The organism is Aeromonas tecta (genome assembly GCF_000820185.1).
In the GTDB taxonomy this organism is placed as follows: Bacteria; Pseudomonadota; Gammaproteobacteria; order Enterobacterales; family Aeromonadaceae; genus Aeromonas; species Aeromonas tecta.
Map to the genome: position 1 here is coordinate 111091 of NZ_CDCA01000045.1, position 26516 is coordinate 137606.

The 26516-nt window shown below is 60.6% G+C and carries 23 protein-coding genes and 1 riboswitch; of the genes, 12 read left to right on the forward strand and 11 right to left on the reverse strand.

What is annotated here, in order from left to right; translation table 11 throughout:
• Nucleotides 1-111: 111 nt before the first annotated feature.
• Nucleotides 112-1668, forward strand: coding sequence for a sensor domain-containing diguanylate cyclase (locus tag BN1137_RS20045; RefSeq protein WP_050720274.1), 1557 nt, complete (start codon nt 112-114; stop codon nt 1666-1668).
• 34 nt (nt 1669-1702) lie between these two features.
• Complete coding sequence (gene rssA, locus BN1137_RS20050) at nt 1703-2572, forward strand: patatin-like phospholipase RssA (RefSeq protein ID WP_050720275.1); 870 nt, start codon at nt 1703-1705, stop codon at nt 2570-2572.
• 59 nt (nt 2573-2631) lie between these two features.
• Here rssA and BN1137_RS20055 read toward each other — a convergent pair whose 3' ends face one another.
• Nucleotides 2632-3993 (reverse strand): sodium-dependent transporter, encoded by a 1362-nt coding sequence (locus BN1137_RS20055; protein ID WP_050720276.1) that lies wholly within the window; start codon nt 3991-3993, stop codon nt 2632-2634.
• Nucleotides 3994-4189: 196 nt separating this feature from the next.
• On the reverse strand, nt 4190-4456 hold the full coding sequence (locus BN1137_RS20060; protein ID WP_005298604.1) for a helix-turn-helix domain-containing protein: 267 nt from the start codon (nt 4454-4456) through the stop codon (nt 4190-4192).
• A gap of 258 nt (nt 4457-4714) precedes the next feature.
• Between BN1137_RS20060 and BN1137_RS20065 the strand changes: the two genes are divergently transcribed.
• The 4 genes from BN1137_RS20065 (at nt 4715) to BN1137_RS20080 (ending at nt 9363) form a co-directional block, all read left to right on the forward strand.
• Nucleotides 4715-5308: a hypothetical protein gene (locus BN1137_RS20065; protein WP_050720277.1), complete on the forward strand. Its 594-nt coding sequence runs from the start codon at nt 4715-4717 to the stop codon at nt 5306-5308.
• A gap of 306 nt (nt 5309-5614) precedes the next feature.
• Complete coding sequence (gene ompA / locus BN1137_RS20070) at nt 5615-6631, forward strand: porin OmpA (RefSeq protein WP_050720278.1); 1017 nt, start codon at nt 5615-5617, stop codon at nt 6629-6631.
• 422 nt (nt 6632-7053) lie between these two features.
• Entirely contained in the window at nt 7054-8052 is a 999-nt protein-coding gene (locus BN1137_RS20075) for a porin OmpA (RefSeq protein ID WP_050720279.1), read from the forward strand.
• 228 nt (nt 8053-8280) lie between these two features.
• Entirely contained in the window at nt 8281-9363 is a 1083-nt protein-coding gene (locus BN1137_RS20080; RefSeq protein ID WP_050720280.1) for an OmpA family protein, read from the forward strand.
• 81 nt (nt 9364-9444) lie between these two features.
• Here BN1137_RS20080 and BN1137_RS20085 read toward each other — a convergent pair whose 3' ends face one another.
• Entirely contained in the window at nt 9445-11142 is a 1698-nt protein-coding gene (locus BN1137_RS20085) for an NAD-dependent malic enzyme (RefSeq protein WP_050720281.1), read from the reverse strand.
• Nucleotides 11143-11197: 55 nt separating this feature from the next.
• Nucleotides 11198-12055, reverse strand: coding sequence for a helix-turn-helix transcriptional regulator (locus BN1137_RS20090; protein ID WP_050720282.1), 858 nt, complete (start codon nt 12053-12055; stop codon nt 11198-11200).
• A 120-nt stretch (nt 12056-12175) separates the two neighbouring features.
• Here BN1137_RS20090 and BN1137_RS20095 point away from each other — a divergent pair, with 120 nt between their 5' ends.
• Together BN1137_RS20095 and BN1137_RS20100 are read left to right on the forward strand one after the other, a co-directional pair.
• The gene (locus tag BN1137_RS20095; RefSeq protein ID WP_050720283.1) at nt 12176-13555 is read left to right on the forward strand and encodes an MATE family efflux transporter; all 1380 of its coding nucleotides are present in this window, start codon (nt 12176-12178) and stop codon (nt 13553-13555) included.
• 123 nt (nt 13556-13678) lie between these two features.
• Entirely contained in the window at nt 13679-13927 is a 249-nt protein-coding gene (locus BN1137_RS20100; protein ID WP_050720284.1) for a DUF2498 family protein, read from the forward strand.
• A gap of 92 nt (nt 13928-14019) precedes the next feature.
• On the opposite strand, the gene BN1137_RS20105 is transcribed toward BN1137_RS20100, so the two are convergent.
• The gene (locus BN1137_RS20105) at nt 14020-15519 is read right to left on the reverse strand and encodes a methyl-accepting chemotaxis protein (protein ID WP_050720285.1); all 1500 of its coding nucleotides are present in this window, start codon (nt 15517-15519) and stop codon (nt 14020-14022) included.
• Nucleotides 15520-16037: 518 nt separating this feature from the next.
• Here BN1137_RS20105 and BN1137_RS20110 point away from each other — a divergent pair.
• Both BN1137_RS20110 and BN1137_RS20115 read left to right on the forward strand, forming a co-directional pair.
• On the forward strand, nt 16038-17438 hold the full coding sequence (locus tag BN1137_RS20110; RefSeq protein ID WP_050720286.1) for a nucleobase:cation symporter-2 family protein: 1401 nt from the start codon (nt 16038-16040) through the stop codon (nt 17436-17438).
• Between the two features lie 100 nt (nt 17439-17538).
• Entirely contained in the window at nt 17539-18249 is a 711-nt protein-coding gene (locus BN1137_RS20115; RefSeq protein WP_050720287.1) for a lipoyl protein ligase domain-containing protein, read from the forward strand.
• A 125-nt stretch (nt 18250-18374) separates the two neighbouring features.
• Here the strand turns inward: BN1137_RS20115 and BN1137_RS20120 are convergent, their stop codons facing one another.
• Nucleotides 18375-19751: an alanine/glycine:cation symporter family protein gene (locus BN1137_RS20120; RefSeq protein ID WP_050720288.1), complete on the reverse strand. Its 1377-nt coding sequence runs from the start codon at nt 19749-19751 to the stop codon at nt 18375-18377.
• A gap of 250 nt (nt 19752-20001) precedes the next feature.
• A riboswitch (glycine riboswitch) is annotated at nt 20002-20117 on the reverse strand.
• 507 nt (nt 20118-20624) lie between these two features.
• Here BN1137_RS20120 and BN1137_RS20125 point away from each other — a divergent pair.
• Nucleotides 20625-21773 (forward strand): type III PLP-dependent enzyme, encoded by a 1149-nt coding sequence (locus tag BN1137_RS20125; RefSeq protein WP_050720289.1) that lies wholly within the window; start codon nt 20625-20627, stop codon nt 21771-21773.
• A gap of 150 nt (nt 21774-21923) precedes the next feature.
• On the opposite strand, the gene BN1137_RS20130 is transcribed toward BN1137_RS20125, so the two are convergent.
• The 3 genes from BN1137_RS20130 to yfcD form a co-directional block, all read right to left on the reverse strand.
• Nucleotides 21924-22892 carry a calcium/sodium antiporter gene (locus BN1137_RS20130; RefSeq protein ID WP_050720290.1) on the reverse strand — a complete coding sequence of 323 codons (969 nt, stop codon included), beginning with the start codon at nt 22890-22892 and terminating at the stop codon, nt 21924-21926.
• A 124-nt stretch (nt 22893-23016) separates the two neighbouring features.
• Nucleotides 23017-23490, reverse strand: a complete 474-nt coding sequence (locus BN1137_RS20135; protein WP_050720291.1) for a peroxiredoxin — start codon at nt 23488-23490, stop codon at nt 23017-23019.
• 68 nt (nt 23491-23558) lie between these two features.
• On the reverse strand, nt 23559-24059 hold the full coding sequence (gene yfcD, locus BN1137_RS20140; protein WP_050720292.1) for an NUDIX hydrolase YfcD: 501 nt from the start codon (nt 24057-24059) through the stop codon (nt 23559-23561).
• Between the two features lie 209 nt (nt 24060-24268).
• Between yfcD and BN1137_RS20145 the strand changes: the two genes are divergently transcribed.
• Nucleotides 24269-24484, forward strand: a complete 216-nt coding sequence (locus tag BN1137_RS20145) for a DUF1107 family protein (protein ID WP_050720293.1) — start codon at nt 24269-24271, stop codon at nt 24482-24484.
• Between the two features lie 91 nt (nt 24485-24575).
• On the opposite strand, the gene BN1137_RS20150 is transcribed toward BN1137_RS20145, so the two are convergent.
• On the reverse strand, nt 24576-25319 hold the full coding sequence (locus tag BN1137_RS20150) for an amino acid ABC transporter ATP-binding protein (RefSeq protein WP_050720294.1): 744 nt from the start codon (nt 25317-25319) through the stop codon (nt 24576-24578).
• Nucleotides 25320-25415: 96 nt separating this feature from the next.
• Nucleotides 25416-26510: an amino acid ABC transporter permease gene (locus BN1137_RS20155; RefSeq protein WP_050720295.1), complete on the reverse strand. Its 1095-nt coding sequence runs from the start codon at nt 26508-26510 to the stop codon at nt 25416-25418.
• Nucleotides 26511-26516: the final 6 nt, after the last annotated feature.

Here is a 26516-nt window from a genome sequence, read left to right on the forward strand (position 1 = left end):
AAATCGTAACAGCCGGGGCGAAAGATCATCAAAATCGTATCCAACACAGACGATGATTGCGTTCTGCCTTACACTGGTGAGCCGCAAATCAGTAATCATCCCGGTGCGCCTATGTCCAGACTGAGCCATGCCTTCGCCAAATACCGTCTACAGTGGCTGCTGCTGGGGCTGAGTACCGTATTGCTGGCGCTCTCCTTGCAACATGCCTTCAACCAGATCACCGAACTGAACCGGCGGGACACCAACAACATGGCCGCCGAGCTGAGATCCCAGTTTCAGGAGATGGAAGCCTTCCTCGAGGCCATGCGCGGCCAGGCCGAGGAGCGCCTGCGCAGCAACCCCCAATCCATCCTCTCTCGCCACCTCTATCAGGCACTGCGGGTCGACGAGGGGCAGCGGCTCAATCTGGATAGCATCCCGGCAGATCTCCCCCCCAGCCTCATCGGCAATTTGACCGGGCTGGGGCCACTGCCGGCCCCCGGCAGCGAGCGGGAAGCCACCATGCACCTGGCGCTGAGCCTCTCTCCCCTGCTCTCCACCGCCAGCAAGCTGCTGGATGAGGACGTGGCCTGGATCTATTTCACCGGCACGGACAACTTCATCTACCTCTATCCCTGGGTGCCCTCCAGCCAGTTTCGCTTCGACCCCAGCATCTATCGCAAGTCTTACTGGCAGGACATGCTGACCCAGCAGCCGGCCACTCGGCACGCGACGCTGTCGCGCCCCTATCAGGACTTCGCCGGACGGGGGCAGATGATCACCCTGTCCCAGCCCATCGCCAAAGCCAAAAAAGTCGTTGGCATGCTCAGCATCGATATTTTACTCGCCAACCTCGAGCGTGCCCTGCAACAACCCGCGCCCCAGGTCGGTACCCTGTTTCTGATCAACCAGCATCGGCAGGTGCTGGCCCGCAGCCAGCCAGGCACGGCGCCTCCCCTGCGTTATGGCGAGGAACGGGATCGATACCACTGGCAGCAAGGGGCCTTCCAGCTGGTTCATGCCATTCCCGACACCCCGCTCACCCTTATTCACCGCATCCCGCTAATCGCCCTGCTGGAGGCGCTGTTCTGGCAGTCGATGACCGCCCTCATCACCCTGCTGTGCCTGGTGGTGGCCACCCTCTCCGGCCTGCAGGCCCGCCGCCTCAATCAGCGCCTCAATTACCTCTCTCGCCACGATGCCCTGACCGGCGCCTTCAATCGCCACCACTTCGATGCCTTCGAGCACCAGCACGCCCTGGCGGGTAGCCAGCGGATCGGCGCCATCATGTTCGACTGCGATCACTTCAAGCGCGTCAACGATACCTTCGGTCACGGGGTCGGCGACGAGGTGCTGATCCAGCTGGTACAGCTATGCAAGCCACTCCTGACCAAAGAAAACTCCCTTATTCGCTGGGGTGGCGAAGAGTTCCTGCTACTGGTGGTCGACGAGGCAGTGCCTCTTAGCGATCTCGCCGAGCAACTGCGGCGGGCCATCGCCGATCACCCCTGGGCGAACATAGCCCCGGGGCTCAAGGTGACCATCAGCCTGGGCCACTGTCGTCAGAGCGTCGGGGTCAAGTTGCAAGAGGCCATCCGCCGGGCCGATGTCGCGCTCTATCGCGCCAAGGCCAACGGCCGCAATCGCAGTGAGGGCTGGCGGGATGACGGCCAGGAAAAGCAGGAGTAAGCTGGCACCCATCACTCATGCAAGGAGACTCGCCGTGTCACGAAAACCCCGCCTGGGATTGGCTCTTGGCAGTGGTGCTGCCCGGGGTTGGGCGCACATAGGTATCATACGGGCACTGGAACGTCTGGGTGTCAAACCGGATCTGGTGGCCGGTTGCTCCATCGGCAGCTTCGTGGGCGCGGCCTACGCCGCCGGTGAACTGGACAAACTGGAGTCCTGGGTGCGCGGTTTCAGCCGCTTGCAGGTGATGGGATTGCTCGATCCCGCCCTCTCCGGTGGCCTGTTTCGCGGCGAGAAGGTGTTCGGCATCGCCGCCAATTACCTTGGCAATCCCCCCATCGAGAGCCTGCCGCTGCCCTTCGCCTGCGTCGCCACCGAGCTCAATACCGGCCGCGAGATCTGGCTGCAAGAGGGGCCGCTGCGCCAATGTGTGCGCGCCTCCTGCGGCATGCCCGGCGTGCTGACACCGACCCGTATCGATGATCAATGGCTGGTGGATGGCGCCGTGGTCAACCCGGTGCCCATCTCCCTGGCCCGCGCCATGGGGGCCGAGGTGGTGATCGCCGTCAACCTCAACGCCGACATGCATCAACCCTGGGCCGACGATTCGGACGAACCCGCTCAGGGCGGTCTGCTCAGCCAGTGGCTGAACCGGGGCGAACGCGAGCCCAGCACCCCCGGCATGTGGAGCGTGATGACCGGCTCCATCAACATCATGCAAGAGCGCATCACCCGCGCCCGCATGGCCGGTGATCCGCCCGAGATCCAGCTCTGCCCGCGCCTTGGCAGCTACTCCATCATGGACTTCCACCGGGCGACCGATGCCATCAACGAGGGCGAAGCCTGTGTCGAGCGCAACCTGGAGCAACTCAAGGAAGAGCTGTCCCGCCTCAGGCTGATCTGATGGCCATCACCCGATAAAAAAAGAGCGCCATCAGGCGCTCTTTTTTATTCAAGACAGCCTCAGAACAGCCCGAGCCCCTTGAGCATGACCACCAGGATCAGCAGCGGCGAGACGTAGCGGATGATGAAGAACAGCGGCTTGAGGATCCGAAGTTCCAGCTTGCCGCCGTTGGTCAGGGCCGATTCCATGCGATCGAAGCCCCACACCCAGCCGACAAACAGGCAGAGGAAGATCCCGCCAAGGGGCATCAAGACGTTGGACGAGATGAAATCGAACAAGTCGAAGAAGGTCTTGCCGGCGATCTGCACATCCGCCAGGGTGCTGTTGGAGAGCGCGCAGGTCGAGCCCACCGCGCCCAGCACCAGCAGGTTGATCAGCGTCGCCTTGGCGCGGCTCATGTGGAAGCGCTCGGACAGCACCGAGACCGGCACCTCCAGGATGGAGAGCATGGCCCCGGTCGCCGCGATGGCGGAGAGCACGAAGAATAGCACCATGAACAGGTGACCGAACGGGATGCTGGCAAACACCGCCGGAATGGTAATAAACAGCAGGGAAGGTCCGGCCGATGGCTCGAAACCGAAGGCGAACACCGCCGGGAAGATGGCGATCCCCGCCAACATGGAGACGAACAGGTCGGCGCACATCACCCGGAAGGTGGTGAGCGGAATGTTCTGATCGTCCCGGAAATAGCTGCCATAGGTCATCATGCAGCCCATGCCGATGGAGAGCTTGAAGAAGGCCAGCCCCATGGCCGTCAGCACCACGCCGGCGGTGATCTTGGAGAAATCAGGCGAGAACAGGAAGTGCAGCCCCTCGCTGGCCCCCGGCAGGGTCAGGCTGCGCAGGCCTATCACCAGCAACAAAATGAACAGCACCGGCATCAGTTTCTTGGTGACCGCTTCGATCCCCTTGGCGACCCCCATCAGCAGGATCCCCCCCATCAGCGCCAGCACCAACCACTGCCAGAGCAGGCTCTGCAGCGGATTGGTGATCAAGGCATTGAAGGCCGCGCCGGTGACGGCGGGGTCGGTCGACAGGATCTCGCCGCTGACGGCCTTGAAGATGTAGGCGAACACCCAGGCTGCCACCTCGGAGTAGAAGGACATGATGAGGAAGGCCGCGGTGACCCCCATGACCGCAATCAGCCACCAGGGCTGCCGCTTCGGCGCCAGCTTGATGAGGCCGCTCACCGCATCGGCCTTGGCCTGGCGGCCCAGCATGATCTCGGAGATCATCACCGGCAACCCCACCAGCAGGGTGGCGATGACATAGACCAGCAGGAAACCGGCCCCCCCATTCTCCCCGGTCAGATAGGGGAACTTCCAGATATTGCCAAGACCGACGGCCGAGCCCAGGGTGGCGGCCAATACGCCAAACGTGCTGGTGAAGCCATCTCTGGCTTTGGGAGTGGGGTGACTCATGCTTGTCTCGCTGTGCGCATTACGGGGGCTAATGAAAGGGTCGGAATTCTCTGAGGATTACGCCAGTTTGCCAAGGCGTTTTAGTGGAAATCACTGCGTAGAGCACAATTAATAGCGTTTAATTAAGCATTATAACAATACGATGGATAAAAAAATGCCGCCTCGTGGGCGGCACTTTTATCAAGGCTCAAAAAACTTAAGCCTTGGCAATATCGTCCGGACCGATCTGACCGATTTCGGCGACTTTCTTGTCGGCCAGCAGCCAAAGGGTGAACTTGTGCAATTCCGGGTGATGAGCCAGGGCGACCAGGAAGGCGCCTCCAACTTCACGATAACCCAGTTCGTAGTTCTTCAGGGTAGTCGGGGGGACACCCAGCAGATCGGCAAATTTAGGACGGCTCAGGCCAACCGCTTCGCGGATCTGACGGATCTTTTTGCCAACAGTTACGATATTTGAATTCATGGTGTTCCATACTCCGTTCGGCGGATTCACTCCACCTGTATTTTTCGCGACGACTCGTAGTCAAGTGTATCAGTTTTGAACGGACTCGTTATGGTCGAGCCTCTATCTTTAATAAGCGTCTTTCGACGACAACCCTAACAAACATCGGGGATGGTAATCGCAGAGTCGTCTCAGGTAAACAGTCTCGAAGAGAAACCTTATTGTTGCTGCTGCCATAACTCGTATAATTCGCCGGTTATCCCTTAAAGAGTAATTAGCATGGCATTCCCCGGCATCATCTCCCGTCTCCATTCGGATTCAGACAGCAATACGCTTATCCGTCAGCTCCGTCAGGGTCAACTGACCCGGGCCGAGGCATTCTGGTTGCCCGCCATCCTGCAAAGCGAAGCGGCAGCTGTGTTGGCGGCCCTGTCAGACAAGAGCAGCCTTTATATAGAGCAACCCACCACACTGCCGCTGCGTAGTCACGATGGAGTCTTGCAAGAGGATGGCACTCTGCTGCTGGTAAATGGTAATCGTATGAAGCTCGCCACCGAGCTGGGAGATGGCGGCCTGGTACCCGAAACGGGTCTGTGCGAGATGGCCCGCTGGCTCGAGGCGGGCCATCAGAATTTCATCTGTTCAGCCGCAGTACAGCCTGTGGCACGGGCCATCCTCAATATCTGGCCGCTCGACCCCTATCTTGCCCGCCATTTTCTCCTCAGTTTTACCCCCTTATTGTGCGAAGCAATTGAGGCCGATTACCTCGCAGTGTTTGCAGCAAGAGAGTCTGGAGGCGCGCCGCAGCCTGCCTGGGTTGAGGCCTATATGAAGCTTGAAAAAAAGCTGCACCGAACCTATTTGGATCACTAATAAATTCGGATAAACAGCCAGTTACTCACACGACACAATTTGCCATATCGCTTATCTGTGAGCTTGATCATGTTTTGAAATGAGCATAAAGTGCGCCACGTCATCGGAATGACACCGGCTGTTCGTGAAGGGGCTTTCGCATTGTCGACAATGCAACCCGTTCACCTGTGCACCCAGAATGTGCCTCCTGGAAGGATCTAGGATCCCTGCTCGATGCGACTCTTGTCGCTCGGCAGAGCCAGCAGCTTACATAAATTACAAAGTGTGAAGCACGTGACTACGTGCCATCTCAACGAGGATTATTTTATGATGAAAATGGCTCCTTCCCTGATCGCCATCGCTATGGCAACCATGGGCGCTACTGCTGTACAAGCCGCTGACGACATCTACTTCGGTGCCGGTGTTGGTGCTACTCACTTCAACGGTCTGAACAAGATCGAAGGCGTGACCAACGGTGAAGAAGACGCGACTGCCGTCAACGTCTTCGCTGGTTACAACTTCAACGAATACTTCGGTTCCGAGCTGGGCTACCAGTACACCGGCCGTGGTAACACCGACGGTAACCGTTACGAGAGCCAGGGTGCCACCCTGTCCGGTATCGCTCGTCTGCCGCTGGGCAACGATTTCTCCCTGTTCGGTGAAGCTGGCGCCTACTGGGGCCACACCGACGGTATGGGCACCAGCGATACTAAAGTATCCCCGCTGGCTGGCGCCGGTGTGACCTACAAGGTTAACGACGCGCTGGATCTGCAAGCTCGTTACCGTTACATGTGGGACGTGGCTGCTCTGGAAGCGGGTGGCGTGAGCTACAAAGCTAACCAAAGCATCGCTACCCTGGAAGCCGTTTACCACCCGTTCCGTACTTCCTACGTAGCACCGGCTCCGGCTCCTGTTGTTGAAGAAGCTGCTCCTGCTCCGCAAGTAGTTGAGAAGAACTTCGCTCTGAACTCCGACGTGCTGTTTGCCTTTGGCAAAGACACCCTGAAGCCGGAAGGCGTTGAAGCGCTGAACGGTCTGTACCAGCAAATCGTTGAGTTCCAGCCGAAAGACGGCAACGCCGTTGTAGTTGGTTACACCGACCGTATCGGTTCCGACGCTTACAACCAGAAGCTGTCTGAAGCCCGTGCTCGCACCGTTGCCAACTTCCTGGTCAGCAAAGGTATGGCTGCCAGCAAGGTTGCCATCGAAGGTCGTGGCGAAGCCAACCCTGTCACCGGCACCCAGTGCAACGGCGTCAAGGCCAAGGCTCAGCTGATCTCCTGCTTGGCTCCGGATCGTCGCGTAGAAGTTCGCATCTCCGGCGTTCAAGAAGTTCAGCAATAATCTGACTCTGTTCAGATAATGCGAAAAGGGGATGCCACGGCATCCCCTTTTGCTTGGCTGTTATTTAACCCACTGACGTCACCTTCTGTCTCACCCTGCCGCCTCTTTATTCTCATCTCTCCTTATCGTCAGCCTGTCTCAGCCGGCCGAATGCTGCTTATCTGTTCAGAAACTTGATCAGAGCGAGTCAAAAGAATACAGTTAGCTCGCTTGTAAGGCATTGGATGAACTATTAAAAGTACTATTGCCCGGTGCGTTGTCCATGGAGAATTAGCTTCATGAGAATCCAGGTTACCATCCATTTTTATTCAAGCCGCCCGTGAACGACTCACGAGGTCGCAACATCAAGTGTCATCTGCGGCCGATATAACAGAAAAGTGCGCAGTACGCCCATAGCACGGCAACTCAACGAGGATAAAATGATGAAAATGAAAATGGCACCAACCCTGATTGCTCTGGCTATTGCAGCCATGGGAACTTCCACCGCTCAGGCGGCCGACGACTGGTACACAGGTATGGGTGCTGGTTGGGCATATGGTCACCAGCTGGACAACTTTGGTCAGGATGCTGACAAGGACGCAACCGCGCTGTCCCTGTTCGGTGGCTACAACTTCACCGAAAACTTCGCAGCCGAGCTGGGCTATCTCTATGCCGGCAAGGGTGGCGTCGATGGCGTCGACTTCTCGACTCAAGGTGCGACCCTGTCCGGTATCGCTCGCCTGCCGCTGGGTGACATCTTCTCGGTGTTTGCCGAAGGTGGCGCCTACTTCAACCACGTCAAAGGCAATGGCGACAGCGACAACGGCACCGCCCCGCTGGCCGGTCTGGGTCTGACAGCCAAACTCACCGACCTCATCGATGTGCAGGCCCGTTACCGCTACATGTGGAACCTGGGTGATGAGCAGAAGACCTGGGAAACCGACATGAGCGTCGCGACCCTGGAGCTGGTGATGCACCCGAACCGCACCTCCTATGTCGCACCGGTCGTCGCCCCTGTGGTCGCAGCGCCTGCCCCCACAGTGGTCGACAAAAACTTCTCCCTGAGCTCCGATGTGCTGTTTGCCTTTGGCAAATCCACCCTGAAGCCGGAAGGGACTGCCGCCCTCAACACCCTGTATCAGCAGATTGTTGACGTTCAGCCCAAAGATGGCAGCGCCGTGGTCGTCGGTTACACCGACCGCATCGGCTCAGACGCCTACAACCTGAAGCTGTCCGAAGCGCGCGCCCGCACCGTGGCCGACTTCCTGGTCGGTAAGGGTCTGCCGGCTGGCAAGGTTGCCATCGAAGGTCGCGGCGAAGCCAACCCGGTCACCGGCACCCAGTGTGACGGCGTCAAAGCCAAGGCCCAGCTGATCTCCTGCCTGGCCCCGGATCGCCGCGTCGAAGTGCGCGTCACCGGCGTGCAAGAAGTCCAGCAATAATCGACTCGCAGACATGCAACGAAAGGGGCCACACGGCCCCTTTTTTATCGTCCATTTTTCCCGCCATCTAGGTAGGCCAGGATGCCGTGTTTGCCTGCTCTATCACAAATTCCCTATATGCCCGCGTCACTTAAGTGGTTAAACCTCTTATATCGCCTATACATAATGGTGGTTATGCATAACAAGGGCTGGGAGCCCTATAACACCCAACATCGACGAGGATACGCGATGAACATAAGACTAAAACCCGTGTGGATTGCATTGGCTCTGGCGACGACCGCCGCCCAGGCGGCGCCCGTCAACGACTGGTACATAGGGGCGGGGGGTGGCTGGGCCATCGCCCATGATCTTGGCGATTTCAGCCAGGACGCAAGCAAGGACGCGACCGCCATCACCGCCTTTGGTGGCTACAACTTCACCGAGAACCTGGGCGCCGAGATTGGCTACCTGTCGACCGGTGACTGGGATGTGAAAGGCACCGACTTCAGCAGTCAGGGCGCCACCTTGTCGGTGATAGGTCGTCTGCCGCTGGGGGATATCTTCTCGGTGTTTGCCGAGGGCGGCGGTTATCTCTATCACGTCAAGTCCATCAATGGCGGCGACGACAACCTGGCCCCGCTGGCGGGTCTGGGGCTGACCGCCAAGCTGCACGACTGGGTCGACATCCAGGCACGTTACCGTTACATGGTGCGAGTGGGGGATGATCCCGACAACGGCAAGATCAACAGCGGCACCCAGCGCTGGGTCAGTGACATCAGCACCGCCACCATAGAGCTGGTGCTGCATCCCAACCGCAGCGTCGCCGTGGTACCGGTGGCGGCCCCCATCGTCGTCGCCCCACCCCCGGCACCTGCGCCCGTGGACCAAACCTTCAACCTGAGTTCTGACGTGCTGTTTGCCTTTGGCAAGTCGGATCTCAAACCTGAGGGGATGCAGGCGCTGGAGTCGCTGTATCAGCAGATCGCCGACGTCAAACCCAAGGATGGCAGCGCCGTGGTGATGGGCTATACCGACCGCATCGGCTCGGATACCAACAACCAGGCGCTGTCGGAAGCCCGCGCTAGCACGGTCGCCGACTTCCTGATCGGCAAGGGGCTGCCGGCCGACAAGGTCAGCATTCAAGGCAATGGCGAGAGCAACCCGGTGACTGGCAATCAGTGTGATGCCGTCAAGGGAAGAGCCGCCCTCATCGACTGTCTGGCCCCGGATCGCCGGGTCGAAATCCGGGTGACCGGGGTACAGGATACGGCGACCCCAGCACCGGCCACCGAACCCGCAGCAGAACCGGCTGCCGAGCAACCGGCGCAATAAATCAGGCGCCCATGGCACTGGGTGCACACAAAAAAAGGGATGCTTCGCATCCCTTTTTACATCCAATACCCTTTCACTCGATCAGAATGAGGTGCGGCGATAGCGGCGGTATTCCGGTCGCCAGAAGTTCGCCTCGATGGCTTGATCGATCACATCATCCGGCGTCTGCACCGCCTTGCCCTGCAGCATGGCGGTCTTGGCCACCATCTTGGCGATGTAGCGGGAGACCTGATGAATGTCCGCCAGATCCGGCAGCAGGGAACCTTCTTCCCCCTTCACTAGCGGCGAGCACTCGGCGAGTGCACGGCTGGCCGACATCAGCATGGCGTCGGTCACCCGGGTCGCGCCGGAGGCGATGACCCCAAGGCCTATCCCTGGGAAGATGAAGGAGTTGTTGCACTGGGCGATGACGTAGCGCTTGCCCTTGTGCTCCACCGGTGCGAACGGGCTGCCGGTCGCCACCAGCACCTGGCCGTCGGTCCAGCGAATGAGATCCGCCGGGGTCGCTTCCACCCGGGAAGTGGGGTTGGAGAGCGGGAAGATGATGGGGCGGCTGCAGTGCTTGTGCATGGTCTTGACCACCTCTTCGGTGAACAGACCCGGCTGGCCGGAGACGCCTATCAGGATGTCCGGGCGACCGTGCTCCATCACCTCCAGCAGGGAGATGTTGTCCCCCACCGGCCAGTCGGCGATGCGCTCTACCGGCTGGGAGAGCTTGCGCTGGAACGGCAGCTGGTTCGGGATCTTGTCGGTTATGAGGCCAAATCTGTCCACCATGAACACCCGACCACGGGCCTCGGCGTCCGTCAGCCCTTCGGCCTTCATCTGCGCCACTATCTGCTCGGCGATGCCGCAACCGGCGCTGCCGGCGCCGAGGAAGGCGACCCGTTTCTCGGAGAGCTTGGCGCCCGATGCCTTGCAGGCGGCGATAAGGCTGCCCAGCGTCACCGCGGCCGTGCCCTGAATGTCATCGTTGAAGCAGCACAGCTCATCCTTGTAGCGGTTGAGCAGCGGGGTGGCGTTGCCTTGGGCGAAATCTTCGAACTGCAGCAGGATCTCGGGCCAGCGACGTTTGACCGCCTGGATGAAGGCATCGACGAACTCGTCGTACTCCTCCCCCGAGATGCGCGGGTGGCGCCAACCCATGTAGAAGGGATCGTTCAGCAGTTGCTGGTTGTTGGTGCCCACATCCAGCACCACCGGCAGGCAGTAAGCGGGGGAGATACCGCCACAGGCGGTGTAGAGCGACAGCTTGCCGATGGGAATGCCCATGCCGCCGATGCCCTGATCGCCGAGCCCCAAAATCCGCTCGCCGTCGGTGACCACGATCACCTTGACGTTCTGCTTGGTGGCGTTTTGCAGCATGTCATCGATCCTGTCCTTGTCCGGATAGGAGATGAAGAGGCCACGGGCGCGGCGATAGATGTTGGAGAACTCCTCGCACGCCTTGCCCACGGTCGGGGTGTAGATGACCGGCAGCATCTCGGTCAGGTGATTGGTCAACAGACGGTAAAATAGGGTCTCGTTGGTATCCTGGATGTTGCGCAGATAGATGTGTCTGTCCATGTCGTTGCCAAACGCCATGAACTGGCGATAGGCACGCACGGCCTGCTCTTCGATGGTTTCGATATTCTGGGGCAACAGCCCTTCGAGGTTGAAGCTGCTGCGCTCCTCGCTGGTGAAGGCGCTGCCCTTGTTGAGCAGAGGGGTCTCCAGCAGGGCCGGGCCGGCGTAGGGGATGTAGAGAGGACGTTTCTGATTATTATCTTCTTCAAACATGGATCTGTACCTTGACTGTGTGGCCCGACGATCCTATGGGCTTGGGCCAATAATTTCAAAGAGTTTGCACGTCCGTTGCAAAAGGTTTGCGACCCAGTCGACGAAAGGCCCCTGGGGTCTGACCAGTGAGACGGCGAAAGCGGTTCGCAAAGTTCGCGCCATCGCTGTAACCGACCCGGCCGGCGAGCTCGCTCAAGGGCCAGTTGGTGTAGAGCAGCAGCTGGCGCGCCTTGTTCATCCGAAGCTGGGTGAGCCAGGCCATGGGGCCCATGCCGAACACCTGCCGGCAGAGCCGATGCAGGTGCGGCACAGAGCAAGCCATCTGGTCCGCCAGCAGCGCCACGCTCCATGGCTCATCCAGGCGCGCCTCCACCCGCCGAAACAGCGCCTGCAGCCGCAGCTCAGGGGTGCCGCGCGCCTCCCCTTGCAGGGCTCTGTCCAGCAGCGCCAACAGCAGGCTGAGCAGCTGGGGTTGCAAGGGAGAGCGCACCCCTTCCCCCTGCATCAGGCTGAGCAGATGATAGAGCAGCCCCCCCTCCTCCCCCTGCCAGATGCGATGACCCAGCCGGTGCAGATGGCGCCAGCGCGGCACGTCGTCCAGCAGGATCCAGCTGGTCTGCCAACGCTCCCCGACCAGGCGCAGGCCGCCGGGCACCGCGGCGGGCAGGAACACCAGGGAGTCCGCCGGTATGAGCTGCTCACCACCGTCGGTGAGCAAGACGCCCCCCTCGCCGTGGCTGACCATCAGGATGTGAAACTCGGGGCTGTTGCGACGGATGAGATAGTGATCCCGGATGTGCGACAACCCGGTCAGAAAGATGCCCGCCTCGCCGAGCAGGGGCAATCCCTCGCGCCCCAGCATCCGCTCATCGCAGCCGGGGGCTATTTCCAGACATTCGCTCGCAAAGCCCATATCACCTCAACAAGATAGTTTTGCACAAGAAAACCGAGAGTCACTCACAGTGAGCCCGGCCCCATCCTCCCCTATCATATCCCTGACAACTGTCATCTTTTACATACCCGGTTAATTTATATGAATTATTGGCAAGCGATTTTAAAACAAACCACCGATCGCGAGTTCATGACCCGATTGTGGCGACTGGCCCTGCCAGTCTCGCTGCAATCCATGATGTTCTCCCTGCTGGGTCTCATCGATATCATGATGGTGAGCCAGCTTGGCACCACGGCTGTGGCGGCGGTCGGCTTGGGTAACCGGGTTTTCTTCTTCAATCTGCTGGTGATAGCGGGGCTCTCTGGCGGGGTCTCGGTATTGGCGGCGCAGTATTACGGGCGCGGTGAGCTGGCCGGGGTGCGTCGCTCCCTGGCGCTGGCGCTGGTGGGAGCGCTGCTGGTGAGTCTGCCATTCGCGCTCATCTATGTGCTCTCGCCGGGCAGCGTGCTGGGCTTTGCCAGTCAGGATCCCGCCCTGCGGATCCTGGCGGACGAGTTCCTGATGATCACCGGCGCCACCATCCTCTGCACCGCCGTGGTGGTGCCGCTGGAGGCGGCCCTGCGCTCGGTGGGCAATGCGGCGGCGGCGACCCGCATCGGCATCATTGCCATCATCGCCAACGTCATCCTCAACTACGCCCTCATCTTCGGCAACCTGGGTTTCGAGGCCATGGGGGTTGCGGGCTCGGCCTGGGGCACCACCATCTCCCGTCTGCTGCAGACAGTGTTGCTGCTGGCCTATGTGCTGCGCCAGGAGTCCAGGCTGGTGCCGCGCAAGCCGGACTGGCTGGCGGCCTTCAAGCGCAAGGAGGTGGTGCGCTTCACCCTGATCGCCCTGCCGCTGCTGCTGCACGACGGACTCTGGGCCTTTGGCATGTTGCTCTATGGCTTCCTCTATGCCCATCTCGGTACCGACTCCCTGGCCATCATGACCACGCTCGGGACGCTCGAGAGCATCCTGATCTCCCTGTTCTTCGGGCTGGCGGTGGCCTGCTCCATCCTGCTCGGCCACCGGCTCGGGGCCGAGGAATATGAGGCCGCCTGGCAACATTCCCAGCTGTTCCTGCTGCTTGCACCGGTTGGCGCACTGCTGGTTGGGCTGTCTGTCTGGTTGATGCAGAGTAACCTGCTACTGTGGGTCGGCAACCTACCGCCCGATCTGATGGGAGAGGCTGGTCAGGTGCTCGGCATCATGTGCCTTGGCATGTTGCTCAAGGTGTTCAACATGGTGGGCATCATCGGGGTGCTGCGCTCCGGCGGCGATGTGAACTACAGCATCTTCATCGACATCATCGGCATGTGGTGCATCGGTCTGCCACTCGCCTGGGGAGCGGTCACCCTGCTTGGCTGGCCCCTCTCCTGGGTGGCGGCGGTAGTGCTGCTGGAAGATCTCAGCAAGGTGCTGCTGGTACGGCGCCGGATCCGCCAGCGCCGCTGGCTCAAAAACCTGGTGATCAACTGACGGGATGGAAAAAACCGATGTAATATCAATGACAGAAAATCCCCCTTTGCAGTATGCTTGGCCCCTCTTCAATCAGCGGCAGGGCGCACCATGCCCTGTCAGTAGTCGTTTAAGGAGACGAGCATGCAACCAGAAAAAGAGCTGATCACCGAGACTGCCCTGCTGGAGATGGCCAACGGCATCATCAAGAGCCACGAAGACTTCATCCACGGCATGCGCGCCGACTCGGTGGAGCAGAAGGGGGAGATCCTGGTGTTCAAGGGGGAGTTCTTCCTCGGGGAAGACGGCACCCCGACCGGCAAGACTATGGCGGTGTTCAACATGTTCAAGCTGCTGGCCCAGCAGCTGTCAGGCAAGTACCGCCTGCGTTAAGCCCCTGTCGGCCTTGCGAAGATGCCACCCCTGAGGTGGCATCTTGCGTTTCTGGCCCGTAAACAATAAGCGGCCCAAGCCCCTTGCCCACGCTATTCGTGAAAGGCCTTGCCGAGGTTTTCCAGCCGCGTCGCCAGCGGCGGCAGGCACTGGCTGCTCTGGGTCAGGGCGCCGATGTTGTCTGCGTTGCACTCGGCAATCATCTGTACCCTCTGCAGCCGATGGCCGATGTCCACCGAGACTCTGGACTGCTGCTGGGTAGTGGCCGCGATCAGGCCGTTGAAGCGGTTGATATTGGCGATGTCATCCGCCACCACATGCAGCATCTCGGCGGCAGACTGGCTGGCTGACACGCAGCGCTGCGCCCCTTCGCGACTGCTGTGCATGGCGCTGGCGGCCTGCCGACTACCCTGTTGTAGCCGCTCGATGATCTGCTGGATCTCGCTGGTGGAGACCGAGGTCTTCTGGGACAGATTGCGCACCTCCTCGGCCACCACCGCAAAGCCGCGCCCCTGCTCGCCCGCCCGCGCCGCCTCGATGGCCGCATTGAGCGCCAGCAGATTGGTCTGCTGGGCGATGTCATGGATAACCTCCAGCACCTTGCCGATCTGCTCGGTCTGCGCCGCCACCGATTGCACCGTCTGATCGGTGGCATCGATGCTGGCGGCCAACGCCAAGATGTCCTCACGGGTCTGATCCACCGTCGCCCGCCCCTTGCCTACCTGATCGCTGGCCTCCCCCGCACACTGCAGCGTGTGCTCCACGTGGCCGGCAATTTCATCCATGGCCGTGAGCATCTGCCCCATGGCATCACTCATCCGCGAGACCTCATCGAGCTGATGCTGGGCACCGTCTTCCAGGGTGTTTCCCACCCGGGAGAGATCCCGGCTCAGCTCTCCCAGGCTGCGGCTGTCACGCACCACGCCGTCCACCAGATGGGAGACTTGTCCGAGGAAGTGATCGAAGCGCTGCCCCGATGAGAGCGGAACGCCCTGCTCCTCACTGCGCACAGTTGAGCCTCTGTTGAGCTGATTCGCCGCCACCAGCACCTTGTTCAACACCTCCTGGTTCTCGGTGGCATCCATCAGGCTCAGCCGCGCCAGGTAGATGAGGATCAGGCTCTCCACCACCACATAGAAGGCATGCAGAAAAATCATGCCCCAGCCGCCGTGGGTCGCCATCACATAGACCGGAAAACCGGCGTGTTGCAGCAGATGAAACAAGACGTGATGCACCGCAATCACCGCCGCCGCAATCACGATGGGCAACCAGTCACGGTAAAAGGTCAGCACCGCCAACAACACGAAGATGCCGAAGTGGATCTCTATCATCCCGCGCGCCTGATTGATGTGCAGCGCCGCCATCAGCATCAGCCCGACCCCGATGAGGCAACGCAGGGTGCGGGTCCCCGCCAGCGGCCGATAAAGCGCCGTCAGGAGCAGACACAGAGGGGCGCCGAGCAGGGCGGTCTGCAGCCAGGTATTGTGCCAAAGTGCCAATCCAGCAGAACAAAGAAGCGTAAACCATAGTAAACCCAGCATGATGCGATCACCCTTGCGATAATGGCTGCTAAAACCGGCGGTTGTCGTCATTCCTACTCTCCCTGAAGCCTTCCCCATTTCATCCTGTAAACAGGATAGATCCCCACCTGTCCGAACGATGATAAAACAATCAGTAATATTGAGGGGTTGGAGGATCTCGGGATCTGCCGCTCGCAGCGGGCCTGAGCCTGGCGGCCACGTAAGTCAACGCGGAGCAGGCCAAGGCCCTGGATGGCGATTCAGATGGATGAGGGTATGAGCAGAGGTGGGAGGCTGAACGAGAGAGTCGGCACAGGAGGAGCGGCGCTGCCGACCCAAACCGGCAGGCCGATGGCGACGGGGCCTGTTACCTGTTCACGCCACTGACGGATGAAAAACAGCCAGAGTGGCATCGACGGGATAATGAGAGGGCCATCACACAAACCGGCAGATCATAATCGCCACACGCAAACGTTTCAACCCATCAAAAAATAAACCTTTTCCCGCTCAATTAACGCTGGAAAGCCTCATTTCAGCCACTACAATAGCGCCCAATTTTCTCCCCCTCCCCCACAAAATTTGAGGTACTTATGGAACAGGCTGCCGCTTCGCGCGCCCCCATCGCAGAGGCACATCCCCCGAGGCGCCCCCACAGCGAACTGGTCTACGGCATCGATGATATTCCCCCCCTGCCCCAGACCCTGTTCGCCGCCCTGCAGCATATGCTCGCCATGTTTGTCGCCATCATCACCCCGCCCCTCATCATCGCCAACGCCCTCGGCCTCCCCGCCGCCGACACCCGCTATATCGTCTCCATGTCCCTTGTCATGTCCGGCATCGCCTCCTTCATCCAGACCCGCCGCTTCGGCCCGCTCGGCTCAGGCCTGCTGTCGGTGCAGGGCACCAGTTTCAACTTCCTCGGCCCCATCATCGCCTCCGGCCTCGCCCTCAAGCAGGCGGCCATGCCCACCGAGGATCTGCTGGGCACCCTGTTCGGCACCATGCTGGCGGCGGCCCTCACCATAGTCGTGATGAGCCGCTTCCTGCATCTGGTCAAACGGATCATCACCCCGCTGGTGACCGGCATAGTTGTGCTCTTGATCGGCCTGACCCTCATAAAAGTCGGCCTCATCAGCATGGGGGGTGGCTACGGGGCGCTCGCCGATGGCAGCTTCGCGAGCCATACCAACCTCTTCCTCTCTCTGCTGGTGCTCGGCCTCATCGTGTTGCTGCAGCGCAGCCGCAACCCCTGGTTGCGCCTCTCCGCCATCATGATCGCCATGCTGGTGGGCTATGGGGTAGCGCTGCTGATGGGCAAGGTGAACGCACCAACCTTCGAAGGTCCGTTGGTGATGGTGCCCATCCCGCTGCACTACGGCCTTGGCTTTGACTGGCAGCTGTTCGTGCCGCTCGCCATCATCTTCGTGGTGACGGCGCTGGAAGCCATCGGCGACATGACCGCCACCTCGGATATCTCCGGCGAACCGCTGGACGGCCCCGTCTACATGGCGCGGATCAAGGGCGGCGTGCTGGCCGATGGGGCCAACTCCATGCTGGCGGCAGTCTTCTCCACCTTCCCCATGTCCACCTTCGCCCAGAACAACGGCGTCATTCAGCTGACCGGGGTGGCCAGTCGCCACGTCGGCCTCTTCATCGCCGCTATGCTGGCCCTGCTCGGCCTGTTCCCGGCGGTGGCGAGCCTGGTACAGCAAATACCTGAACCCGTGCTTGGCGGCGCCACTATCGTCATGTTCGGCACCATCGCCGCCGCCGGGGTGCGCATCATCTCCCGTGAGGAGCTGGACCGCCGCGCCCTGATGATCCTGGCGGTGTCGATCGCCATGGGGCTCGGCGTCGCCCAGGTGCCCGAGGTACTGCAACACCTGCCGGAGCTGGCCAGGAGCGTGCTCTCCTACGGCGTCGCCACCGGCGGCCTCACCGCCATCGTCATGAACCTGCTGCTGCCCATCCGCGCCAAGACTCAGTCCTGACAAGGCCCACAGCCACATAGTAGCGCCCCGCCGTGCGGGGCTTTACCTCATCGCCTGCTGCGGGTACTGTGCTTGGCAGCCTCTGCCTCAGGATGCCCCCATGCCCTATACCCTGCTCTCTTTCCCATCAGACAGCCCCGACCAGATATTGACCCAAGAGCAGCAGTGGCTGCGCCATTGTGCCCGCAGCGGTGAGGCCTTCGCCCACCTCTGGCAGGCGCCCCAGTGCCTTATCGTCACCCGCAAGGACATGCGCCTGCCCCGCTATCAAGCCACCTGCGAGCAACTCGCCGCCGAGGGTTGGCCGGTACATGTGCGCGACAGCGGCGGCACCGCCGTGCCCCACGGCGCCGGCATCCTTAACCTGTCGCTCATGCTGCCGCGCACCACCACGGATCTCGCTCATTATTACCGGCTGCTGGGGGCGCCGCTGCTGGCCCTGCTTGGTGAATATGACCTGGAGGGTGGTTACGACTTCGTGCCCGGCTCCTTTTGCGACGGTCAGTACAATCTGGTGATCGAGGGTCGCAAGATAACCGGCACCGCCCAACGCTGGCTGGCGCCGGGCCAGGATCATCAGGGCGCCGTGCTGGCTCAGGCCATGTTGCTGGTGGCAGGAGACGTGGACGAAGGCACCCGAATGGCGAGCCGGTTTTACGAGCTGGCGGGCGGGGAGCTGCGCTTCTCTCCCGGTACCTCCACCACGCTGGCACGCACCATCAACTGGCAGGGTAGTGACGAAGAGTTGGTAAACAAGGTGCGAGCACGGCTGGAAGGACTGCTGACCGAAGGGCTGCCCCCCTCACCCTAGCCCTCTCCCAGAGAGAGAGGGAAGACGCCCTTCCTTCTGCCGTTTATGCAGATGGCACCGCCCATAAAAAAGCCACGACCCGGGTCGTGGCTTTTTCATTTCCAGCATGGTGCACCAACAGGGGCTCAGGCGGTCTGTGGCTCCGGCTCTGCCTCATTATCCAGATCCCGGCTGAAGTAGGCGCGGGTCTCGGCGATCACCACGTGGCGCAAGCCGATGAGACCGATGAGGTTGGGCACCGCCATCAGGCCGTTGACGATGTCCGCCAAGAGCCAAATCATGTCCAGATGGAGGAAGGCGCCGCTCGCCACCAGCACCAGATAGATGAGGCGGTAAGGCTTGATGGCCTTGACCCCGAACAGGTACTCGGTGCAGCGCTCGCCGTAGTAGTTCCAGCCGAGGATGGTGGTGAAGGCAAAGAACAGCAGACCTATGCTCACCAGATACTGGCCGACGTGAGCATCCAGCCCTTGGGCGAAGGCCGCGCTGGTCATGGCAGCGCCGCTGAGATCCCCGCTCCAGACGCCGGTCACCACCAGGGTCAGGCCGGTCATGGTGCAGATGATGAGGGTATCGATGAAGGTGCCGGTCATGGAGACCAACCCCTGCTCCACGCAGGAATCCGTCTTGGCCGCCGCCGCCGCGATGGGGGCTGAGCCTAAGCCCGACTCGTTGGAGAAGACCCCCCGCGCCACCCCGGACTGGATCGCCAGCATGATGCCGGCGCCCACGAAGCCGCCGGTGGCGGCGTGGCCGGTGAAGGCGCTGTTGATCACCAGCAGCACCGCATCCGGCAGGGCGCTGAAATTGTTCACCAGCACCCCGGCGCAGGCCAGGATGTAGAAGATGGCCATGAAGGGCACCACCGTGCTCGACACGCTGGAGATGGACTTGATACCCCCCAGGGTCACCAGCGCGACGATCAGGGTCAGCACCACGGCGGTCACTTCACGGGGCACCGAGAAGGAGAGGCTCATGGCGTCCGAGATGGCGTTGACCTGGGGGAAGGTACCGATGCCGAAGAAGGCGACGCCGATGCCAAACAGGGCGAACAGCTTGGCGAGCGGCTTGGAGCCGAGTCCCTTCTCCAGGTAATACATGGGGCCGCCGGCCATCTGGCCGTTGGCATCCTGCTGGCGATATTTGACTGCCAACAGACACTCGGCGTATTTGGTCGCCATGCCGAACAGGGCCGCCATCCACATCCAGAACAGGGCGCCCGGGCCGCCGAGCTTGATGGCGGTGGCGACGCCGACGATGTTTCCGGTGCCGATGGTGGCGGAGAGCGCGGTGCAGAGCGCGCCGAAACTGGAGACGTCCCCCTGCTTGCCATGGCCCTGATCGCGACCAAAGACCAGTCGCAGGGCGAGCGGCAAGCGCACGACCTGAAGCAGACCCAACCGCAAGGTGAGATAGATACCGGTCCCGACCAGCAGGATCAGCAGGGGCGGACCCCAGATAAAGCTATCGATGGCGCTGAGCGCCGATTGAATTGATGACATGCATCCTCCTTAAAAAACAACGATTAAGGAGGAGAAGGATGATCTTCCCATAGGTGTCGCGACCAGCCAGAGGCGATCGGATGCGGGCCAATAACTTGTTCACGCTCTTACAGCGAGGCCGTGATCAAGGCTCATGTGCTGCTAGGAATCCTCACGTATATCTATACGCTCCGGTTCCTGCGCTGCTCTTTACCTTGCTGACGACCTCTCGTTACAGATCGTGAACAGTTCTAAGCTCAGGTACAACCATCCCATCCCCTCTGTCCTTTTGCCTGAGAGTTTCCGACACCAGCCTGCCCTCGCGGGTCGTCATGGTGCCTTGCTCCTTCGGCGCCCGATCTAACGGGTCTCTCCAGAGTATCGTCCAGTAGCAGTCCACACCGGTTGCCCGGTACCTGAAAGATTCACTTCTTCGGTGGATGGTCCCCCATCGCTCTCCTGCTACCTTCATCCGAACTAGTTTGGATTAGGAAGCGGGCATGGTAATCCAAAAACTGTGAGCTGTCTCGCACTCGGCCGCCCGCTACAACGCTTTTTTCCCGCGAAGCGATTGCGCTGGCAAGATGTTAAATGATCGTTATCTATCAATGAGTTAACCCACGATTCTCACACAGCCCTCAACAGACAGCCGACTGCGGGTTTTATATCGATAGCCCCTTTCGTCTCGACCAGAAAAACTTGCCAACATATCCAATCAAAAAGCTTGCACACAAACGCAATAAGCCGATAATCCGGCGCATAACTAAGCACTTTGCAAGGAAGTTATGCATTGTGTCTGGTGGGTCCCTCCGGACCACTCGCCTGAGCCGGCCGCTGCCGTCTCAACAAACCAAGGCAAGGGCAAATCTGCCCCCTAAGGACTTTCAAAAGAGAATGAACGAGACCCTGGTCGCACAAGATTACCGTCAATTGGTTGAACAATTCGGCTCCCCCCTGCTGCTGCTCGACAAGGCAGCCATCCGCAAACAGTATCGGGCCCTGGCCGTCGCGCTGCCCGATGTGCGCTTGCATTATGCACTCAAGCCCCTGCCCCACGAGGCGGTGGTGTCTGTCTTGAAGGAAGAGGGCGCCTGTTTCGATCTGGCCACCAATGGCGAAGTGGATCTGGTGCGCAGCCAAGGGGTTCGCCCGGGCCGTTGCATTCATACCCATCCCATCAAGCGCGACAGCGACATTCGCTATGCGCTGGAGTTCGGCTGCACCGTGTTTGTCTATGACAACCCGCTGGAGCTGGAAAAGTTCATTCCCTACAAGGACGAAGTGAAGCTGCTGCTGCGGGTCAGCTTCCCGAACCCAGAGACCAAGGTCGATCTCTCCAAGAAGTTCGGCTGTACCCCGGAGCAGGCGCTGCCGCTGCTGCAACTGGCCCAGGCCAAGGGCATCAAGGTGATGGGGCTGTCGTTCCACGTCGGCTCCCAGGTGCCCCACTCCCGTCGTCACGTGCAGGCCATCGACGCCTGCCGCGAGATCATGGAGCAGGCATGGGATCTCGGTCTCAAGCCCTGGGTGCTGGACATCGGCGGCGGCTTCCCGGTGGATTATGAGGGCGGCGAATTCGACATCGACGGCTTCTGTGCCCCCATTCGCGAAGCGCTCGCCCGCTTGCCCGCAACGGTGCAGAAGATTGCCGAGCCGGGCCGCTTCATCAGCGCGCCGGCCATGACCTCGGTTGCCAGCGTGATGGGCAAGGCCCACCGCGGCGACAAGATCTGGTACTACCTGGATGACGGCCTCTACGGCAGCTACAACGGCCAGCTCTATGACCACGTCACCTACCCGGTGAGCACCCCCTACGCCAGTGGTGCGCTGCACAACGCCGTGCTCTCCGGCCCCACCTGCGACAGCGTGGACGTGATCCGCGACGGCATCATGCTGCCGGATCTAGCCATCGGTGAGCTGGTCATCGGCCGGGTGATGGGGGCCTACACCTGGGCCTCCGCTTCCACCTTCAACTTCTTCCCCAAGGCCAGCATCCTCATTCTGGACAGCGCCCAGAAGCAAAAACTGGTGGCCGTGGCCTAAACCGCCATCGCGTAGACCAAAAAAAGGGGGAAGCTTATGCTTCCCCCTTTTCTATTTCATCCTGCCGGCAAATTGGCGCGGCGACCCTCTGTAAAGAGTGGCTAAATAGGCCTCATTTCACAGAGCAAACGACCACTACAGTAACAATTACTAGATGAATTGACTACCCAGCAGCCAGGACGTGTAGGCCACGAAGATGGCGAGCAGCAAGCCGCCCTCCCAACGGTTGATCCGCCCTTGTCCCTTGCGACCGAGACACATCAGCAGCAGCAACAGGGTCAGCCCCATCATCACCGACCAGTCCCGCGACAGCACCATGGCGTCCACCTCCAGCGGGTGAATACCGGCGGCGATACCGACCACCGCCAGGGTGTTGAACAGGTTGGAGCCGAGCACGTTGCCGAGGGCCAGATCGTGCTCCTTCTTGCGAATGGCGATGAGGGAGGAGGCGAGCTCCGGCAGGGAGGTGCCCACCGCGACTATGGTCAGGCCAATCACCAGATCGCTGATGCCAAACGCCTGGGCTATGGTGACCGCGCCCCACACCAGCAGGCGGGAGGCCAGGATCAGCAGCACCAGACCGACGATGAGCCAGAGGATGGCACTTTTGAGCGACATGCCCTCGCTACTGATGTCATCGCTGGTGTCCGCGTCCAGGGCATCGCCCTTGCCGCGCATGCCGGCCCAGATGGACCAGCCCATCAGCACTAGGAACACGGTCCCCAGGATCAGGGCATCCGTGCTGCCCAGATGACCATCCATCAGCAAGGCGCCGGACAGCAGGGTGATACCGAGCAGGATGGGGATCTCTTTGCGCACCACCTGCGAGGAGACGGCGATCGGACTGATAAGGGCAGTCAGACCCAGGATCAGCGCGATATTGGTGATGTTGGAGCCATAGGCGTTGCCGAGCGCCAGACCGGGGTTACCCTGCATGGACGCCAGCGCCGAGACCACCATCTCGGGAGCCGAGGTGCCAAAACCGATGATCACCATGCCGATGAGCAGGGGCGGCATGCCGGCGTAACGGGCGGTCGCGGCGGCGCCGTCCACAAATTTATCCGCACTCCAGACCAGCAGCGCCAGTCCGGCAATCAGGGCAACAAAAGCCAGAGTCATATCGTTCTATTCCGTCCACTGCAAACACGAGAGCCAGGCGCTGTGCCTGGCTCCACCCAAAATCGGGCCCAGTGTAGCGAGCCGGTTTGCTATTTCAAGCGCTAATCAAACAACGATTAACATTTTACAGGGCGGCCAGCAGACTCTGGGCATCGGACACCTCGAACTTGCCAGGCGCCTCCACGAACAGCTGTTGCACCACCCCATCTTGGGCTATCAGGGCGAAGCGCTGGGCGCGCAGACCGCCGAAGGCGCCGGTCTCCTTGGCAAGGCCGAGCGCCTGGGTCCAGCTACCATCCCCATCCGCCAGCATGGTGATGGCCGAGGCGTTCTGGGCCTCTTGCCACGCCTTCATCACGAAGGCATCGTTCACCGACAGGCAATAGATGGCATCGACGCCCTTGGCCTGGAACTCGTCCGCCAGCACCACGTAACCGGGCAGGTGGGCGTTGGAGCAGGTGGGGGTAAAGGCGCCGGGCACCGCGAACAGCACCACCTTCTTGCCCGCAAACAGGGCATTGGTATCTCGTACCTGCTTGCCATCCGGGGTGATGAAGGTAAATTCGCCCGCGGGCAGGGTGTGGCCGACTGCAGTCATGTTGTTTCGTCCTTAACGGGGGGGAAGGAGTCTCAGTCTACTCCAACCTGTGAGAGTACGACATCCGCTCAGCCTTGTCGGCGAGCCTGCCAGGTTGAAATCGCCAGCAGAGAATCCGGTGTGAATTCGGCAGCCCGCACCGCTATCTCGGCCAGGCTCATCCAATACACCTCGCTCACCTCTTCCGCCTGCAGTTGCAGCGGCCCCTGGTAGTGACAGCTGAACAGGCCCCCCCAGACTCTGTAGCCCTTTCCGTCCATCTCCCCTTCGGCGTAGAAAGTACCGAAACTCTGCAGGGGCACGTCACGAATACCCAGCTCCTCGGCCAGCTCGCGCCGGGCGGAAGGTTCCATCACCTCACCCTGGGTCACCACGCCGCCGGCGCAGGCATCCAGCATGCCGGGGCAGAAGTCCTTGCCGAGAGTACGGCGCTGCACCAGCACATGCCCGGCCTCATCGAGCACCAGGATATAGCTGGCGCGATGGCGCAGGTTCTCCCGCCGCACCCGGGCCCGCTCGGCGACGCCAATCACGCTGTCTTGCTCATCTACTACGTCCACCCACTCCACGCGAGGCACCTTGTTAAGATCTTCTGATGAGTCGCAGTATATCGGGGCACAGCGCCGCTACGGCACTACTTTTTCGCCAGCCGACGCCGCTTGATATTGAGGGGAAACAAGGCGGAGAACAGGATTCATACAAACCTTCATCAAATGTCACATTAGTGTCACGGGGAGGCGGCATAGTGTGCCCTGTCCAAGCAACGGGGTGTTTTGCCATGAAGGTGTTCAAGCAGTTGTCTCCTCGCCAGATTGCCCGCCATATCAAGAGCTTCCATCAGGGAAGTTTCATGGTAGAGGCATTGGGGCGATTCGAATTCACGGGTGGGGTCATCGATTTGAAGACGTTGAGCTGTCATCAGGCCTTGCGGCTGGCCCGGCAGATCAACCTGGCGGTGCGGGATCTGCGCACCACCGCCCTGTTGCCTGGCTGACATACTCCGTCTGTAGTCTGCTTCCATGTACATTTTTGGCCCGCCGCTCACCGAGCGTGCGGGCCTTTTTCATGATGGGGCAAGGTGGGATTCAATGCTGCAGGATCTGGGAGAGGAACAGCTTGGTCCGTTCCGACTGGGGATGGTCGAAGAACTGATCCGGCACGTTCTCCTCGATGATCTGGCCACGGTCCATGAAGATCACCCGATCCGCCACCTGCTTGGCAAAGCCCATCTCGTGGGTGACGCAGAGCATGGTCATCCCCTCGTGGGCCAGCTCCACCATGACATCCAGCACCTCCCGCACCATCTCGGGATCCAGCGCCGAGGTGGGCTCGTCAAACAACATCACCTGCGGGTTCATGCATAGGCTACGGGCGATGGCCACCCGCTGCTGCTGACCGCCGGAGAGCTGGCCCGGGTACTTGAGGGCCTGCTCCGGGATCCGCACCCTACGCAGGAACGTCATAGCGATCTCCTCGGCCTCCTTGCGTGGCAACTGCTTGACCCAGATGGGGGCCAGGCAGCAGTTCTCCAGCACCGTCAGGTGAGGGAAGAGGTTAAAGTGCTGGAATACCATGCCCACCTCCCGGCGCACCGTTTCGATGTTCTTGAGATCCGAGGTGAGCGCCGTGCCCTTGACCAGGATGTCGCCACTCTGGTGCTCTTCCAGCCGGTTGATGCAGCGGATCATGGTGGACTTGCCGGAGCCCGACGGACCGCAGATGACGATCTTCTCGCCCTTGCTCACCTGCAGGTTGATGTTACGCAGCACATGAAACTCGCCATACCATTTATTGACATCCTTGAGTGCAACCACTGTGTCCATCGTCATTTTGAAGCTACTCCTGATACTCGTGGTCGTTCCACTTGCTGTCCATGAAAATCACCCTGCTCTGCCATCGCCATTGTCGTCATCGTTAACCTGCTCCTAATGCTTGTGACCCGTGTTGAGTTTGCGCTCCAGATAGATGGAGTAACGGGACATGCCGAAACAAAACATCCAGAAGATCATGGCGATAAACACATAAGCCTCGGTCGAGAAACCAAGCCAGGCCGGATCCGCCAGCGCCACCTTGGAGATGGCGAGCAGGTCGAACAGGCCGATGATCAGCACCAGACTGGTGTCCTTGAACAGCGAGATAAAGGTATTCACCAGGGAAGGAATGGTGATCTTGAGGGCCTGGGGCATGATGATGAGCCCCATCACCTTCCAATAAGAGAGCCCGAGCGCCTCCCCCGCCTCGTACTGCCCCTTGGGGATCGCCTGCAGGCCACCGCGCACCACCTCCGCCACATAGGCAGACTGGAACAAGATGATGCCGATGAGGGCCCGCAGCAGCTTGTCGAGCTCCACCTCGCTGGTCATGAACAGTGGCAACATGACGGACGCCATGAACAGCACTGTGATGAGCGGCACCGCCCGCCAGAACTCGATGTAGACGGTGGAGAGGCTGGAAATGACCGGCATGTGGGAGCGGCGCCCCAGCGCCAGCAAGATGCCGAATGGCAGGGCGACGGCTATCCCCACCACCGCCAATACCAGGGTCAGCATCAAGCCACCCCAGCGGTTGGTCTCCACTACTTCCAGGCCGGCGCCACCGTGGATCAGCACAAAGGCGATGACCGGGAACACCAGCAGGGTAAACAGCGCCAACCAGCCCTTGCGCGGCGTACGCGGCCAGATAAGCAACGCCAGCAACACTGCCAGTCCCGCGAACACCAGATTGATGCGCCAGTACTGATCCACCGGGTAGAAGCCGTAGAGATATTGCCCAAGGCGGCTCTCGATAAAGATCCAGCAAGCCCCGCCCTGCACACAGTCGGCGCGGCTACTGCCCTGCCAGCTGGCCGAAAACAGCGCCCAATCCAGCGCCGACCAGATAGCGGGCAGCAGCACATAGGCCAGCGCCAGGGTCAGTAGGCTGCTCCACCAGTTGGGGAACAGGTTTGACTTCAACCAGGCGAAGACGCCACGGCGGTTGCTGGGCGGCGGCAGCGCTTCTTGCAACTCGTTCACATGCATATTGCC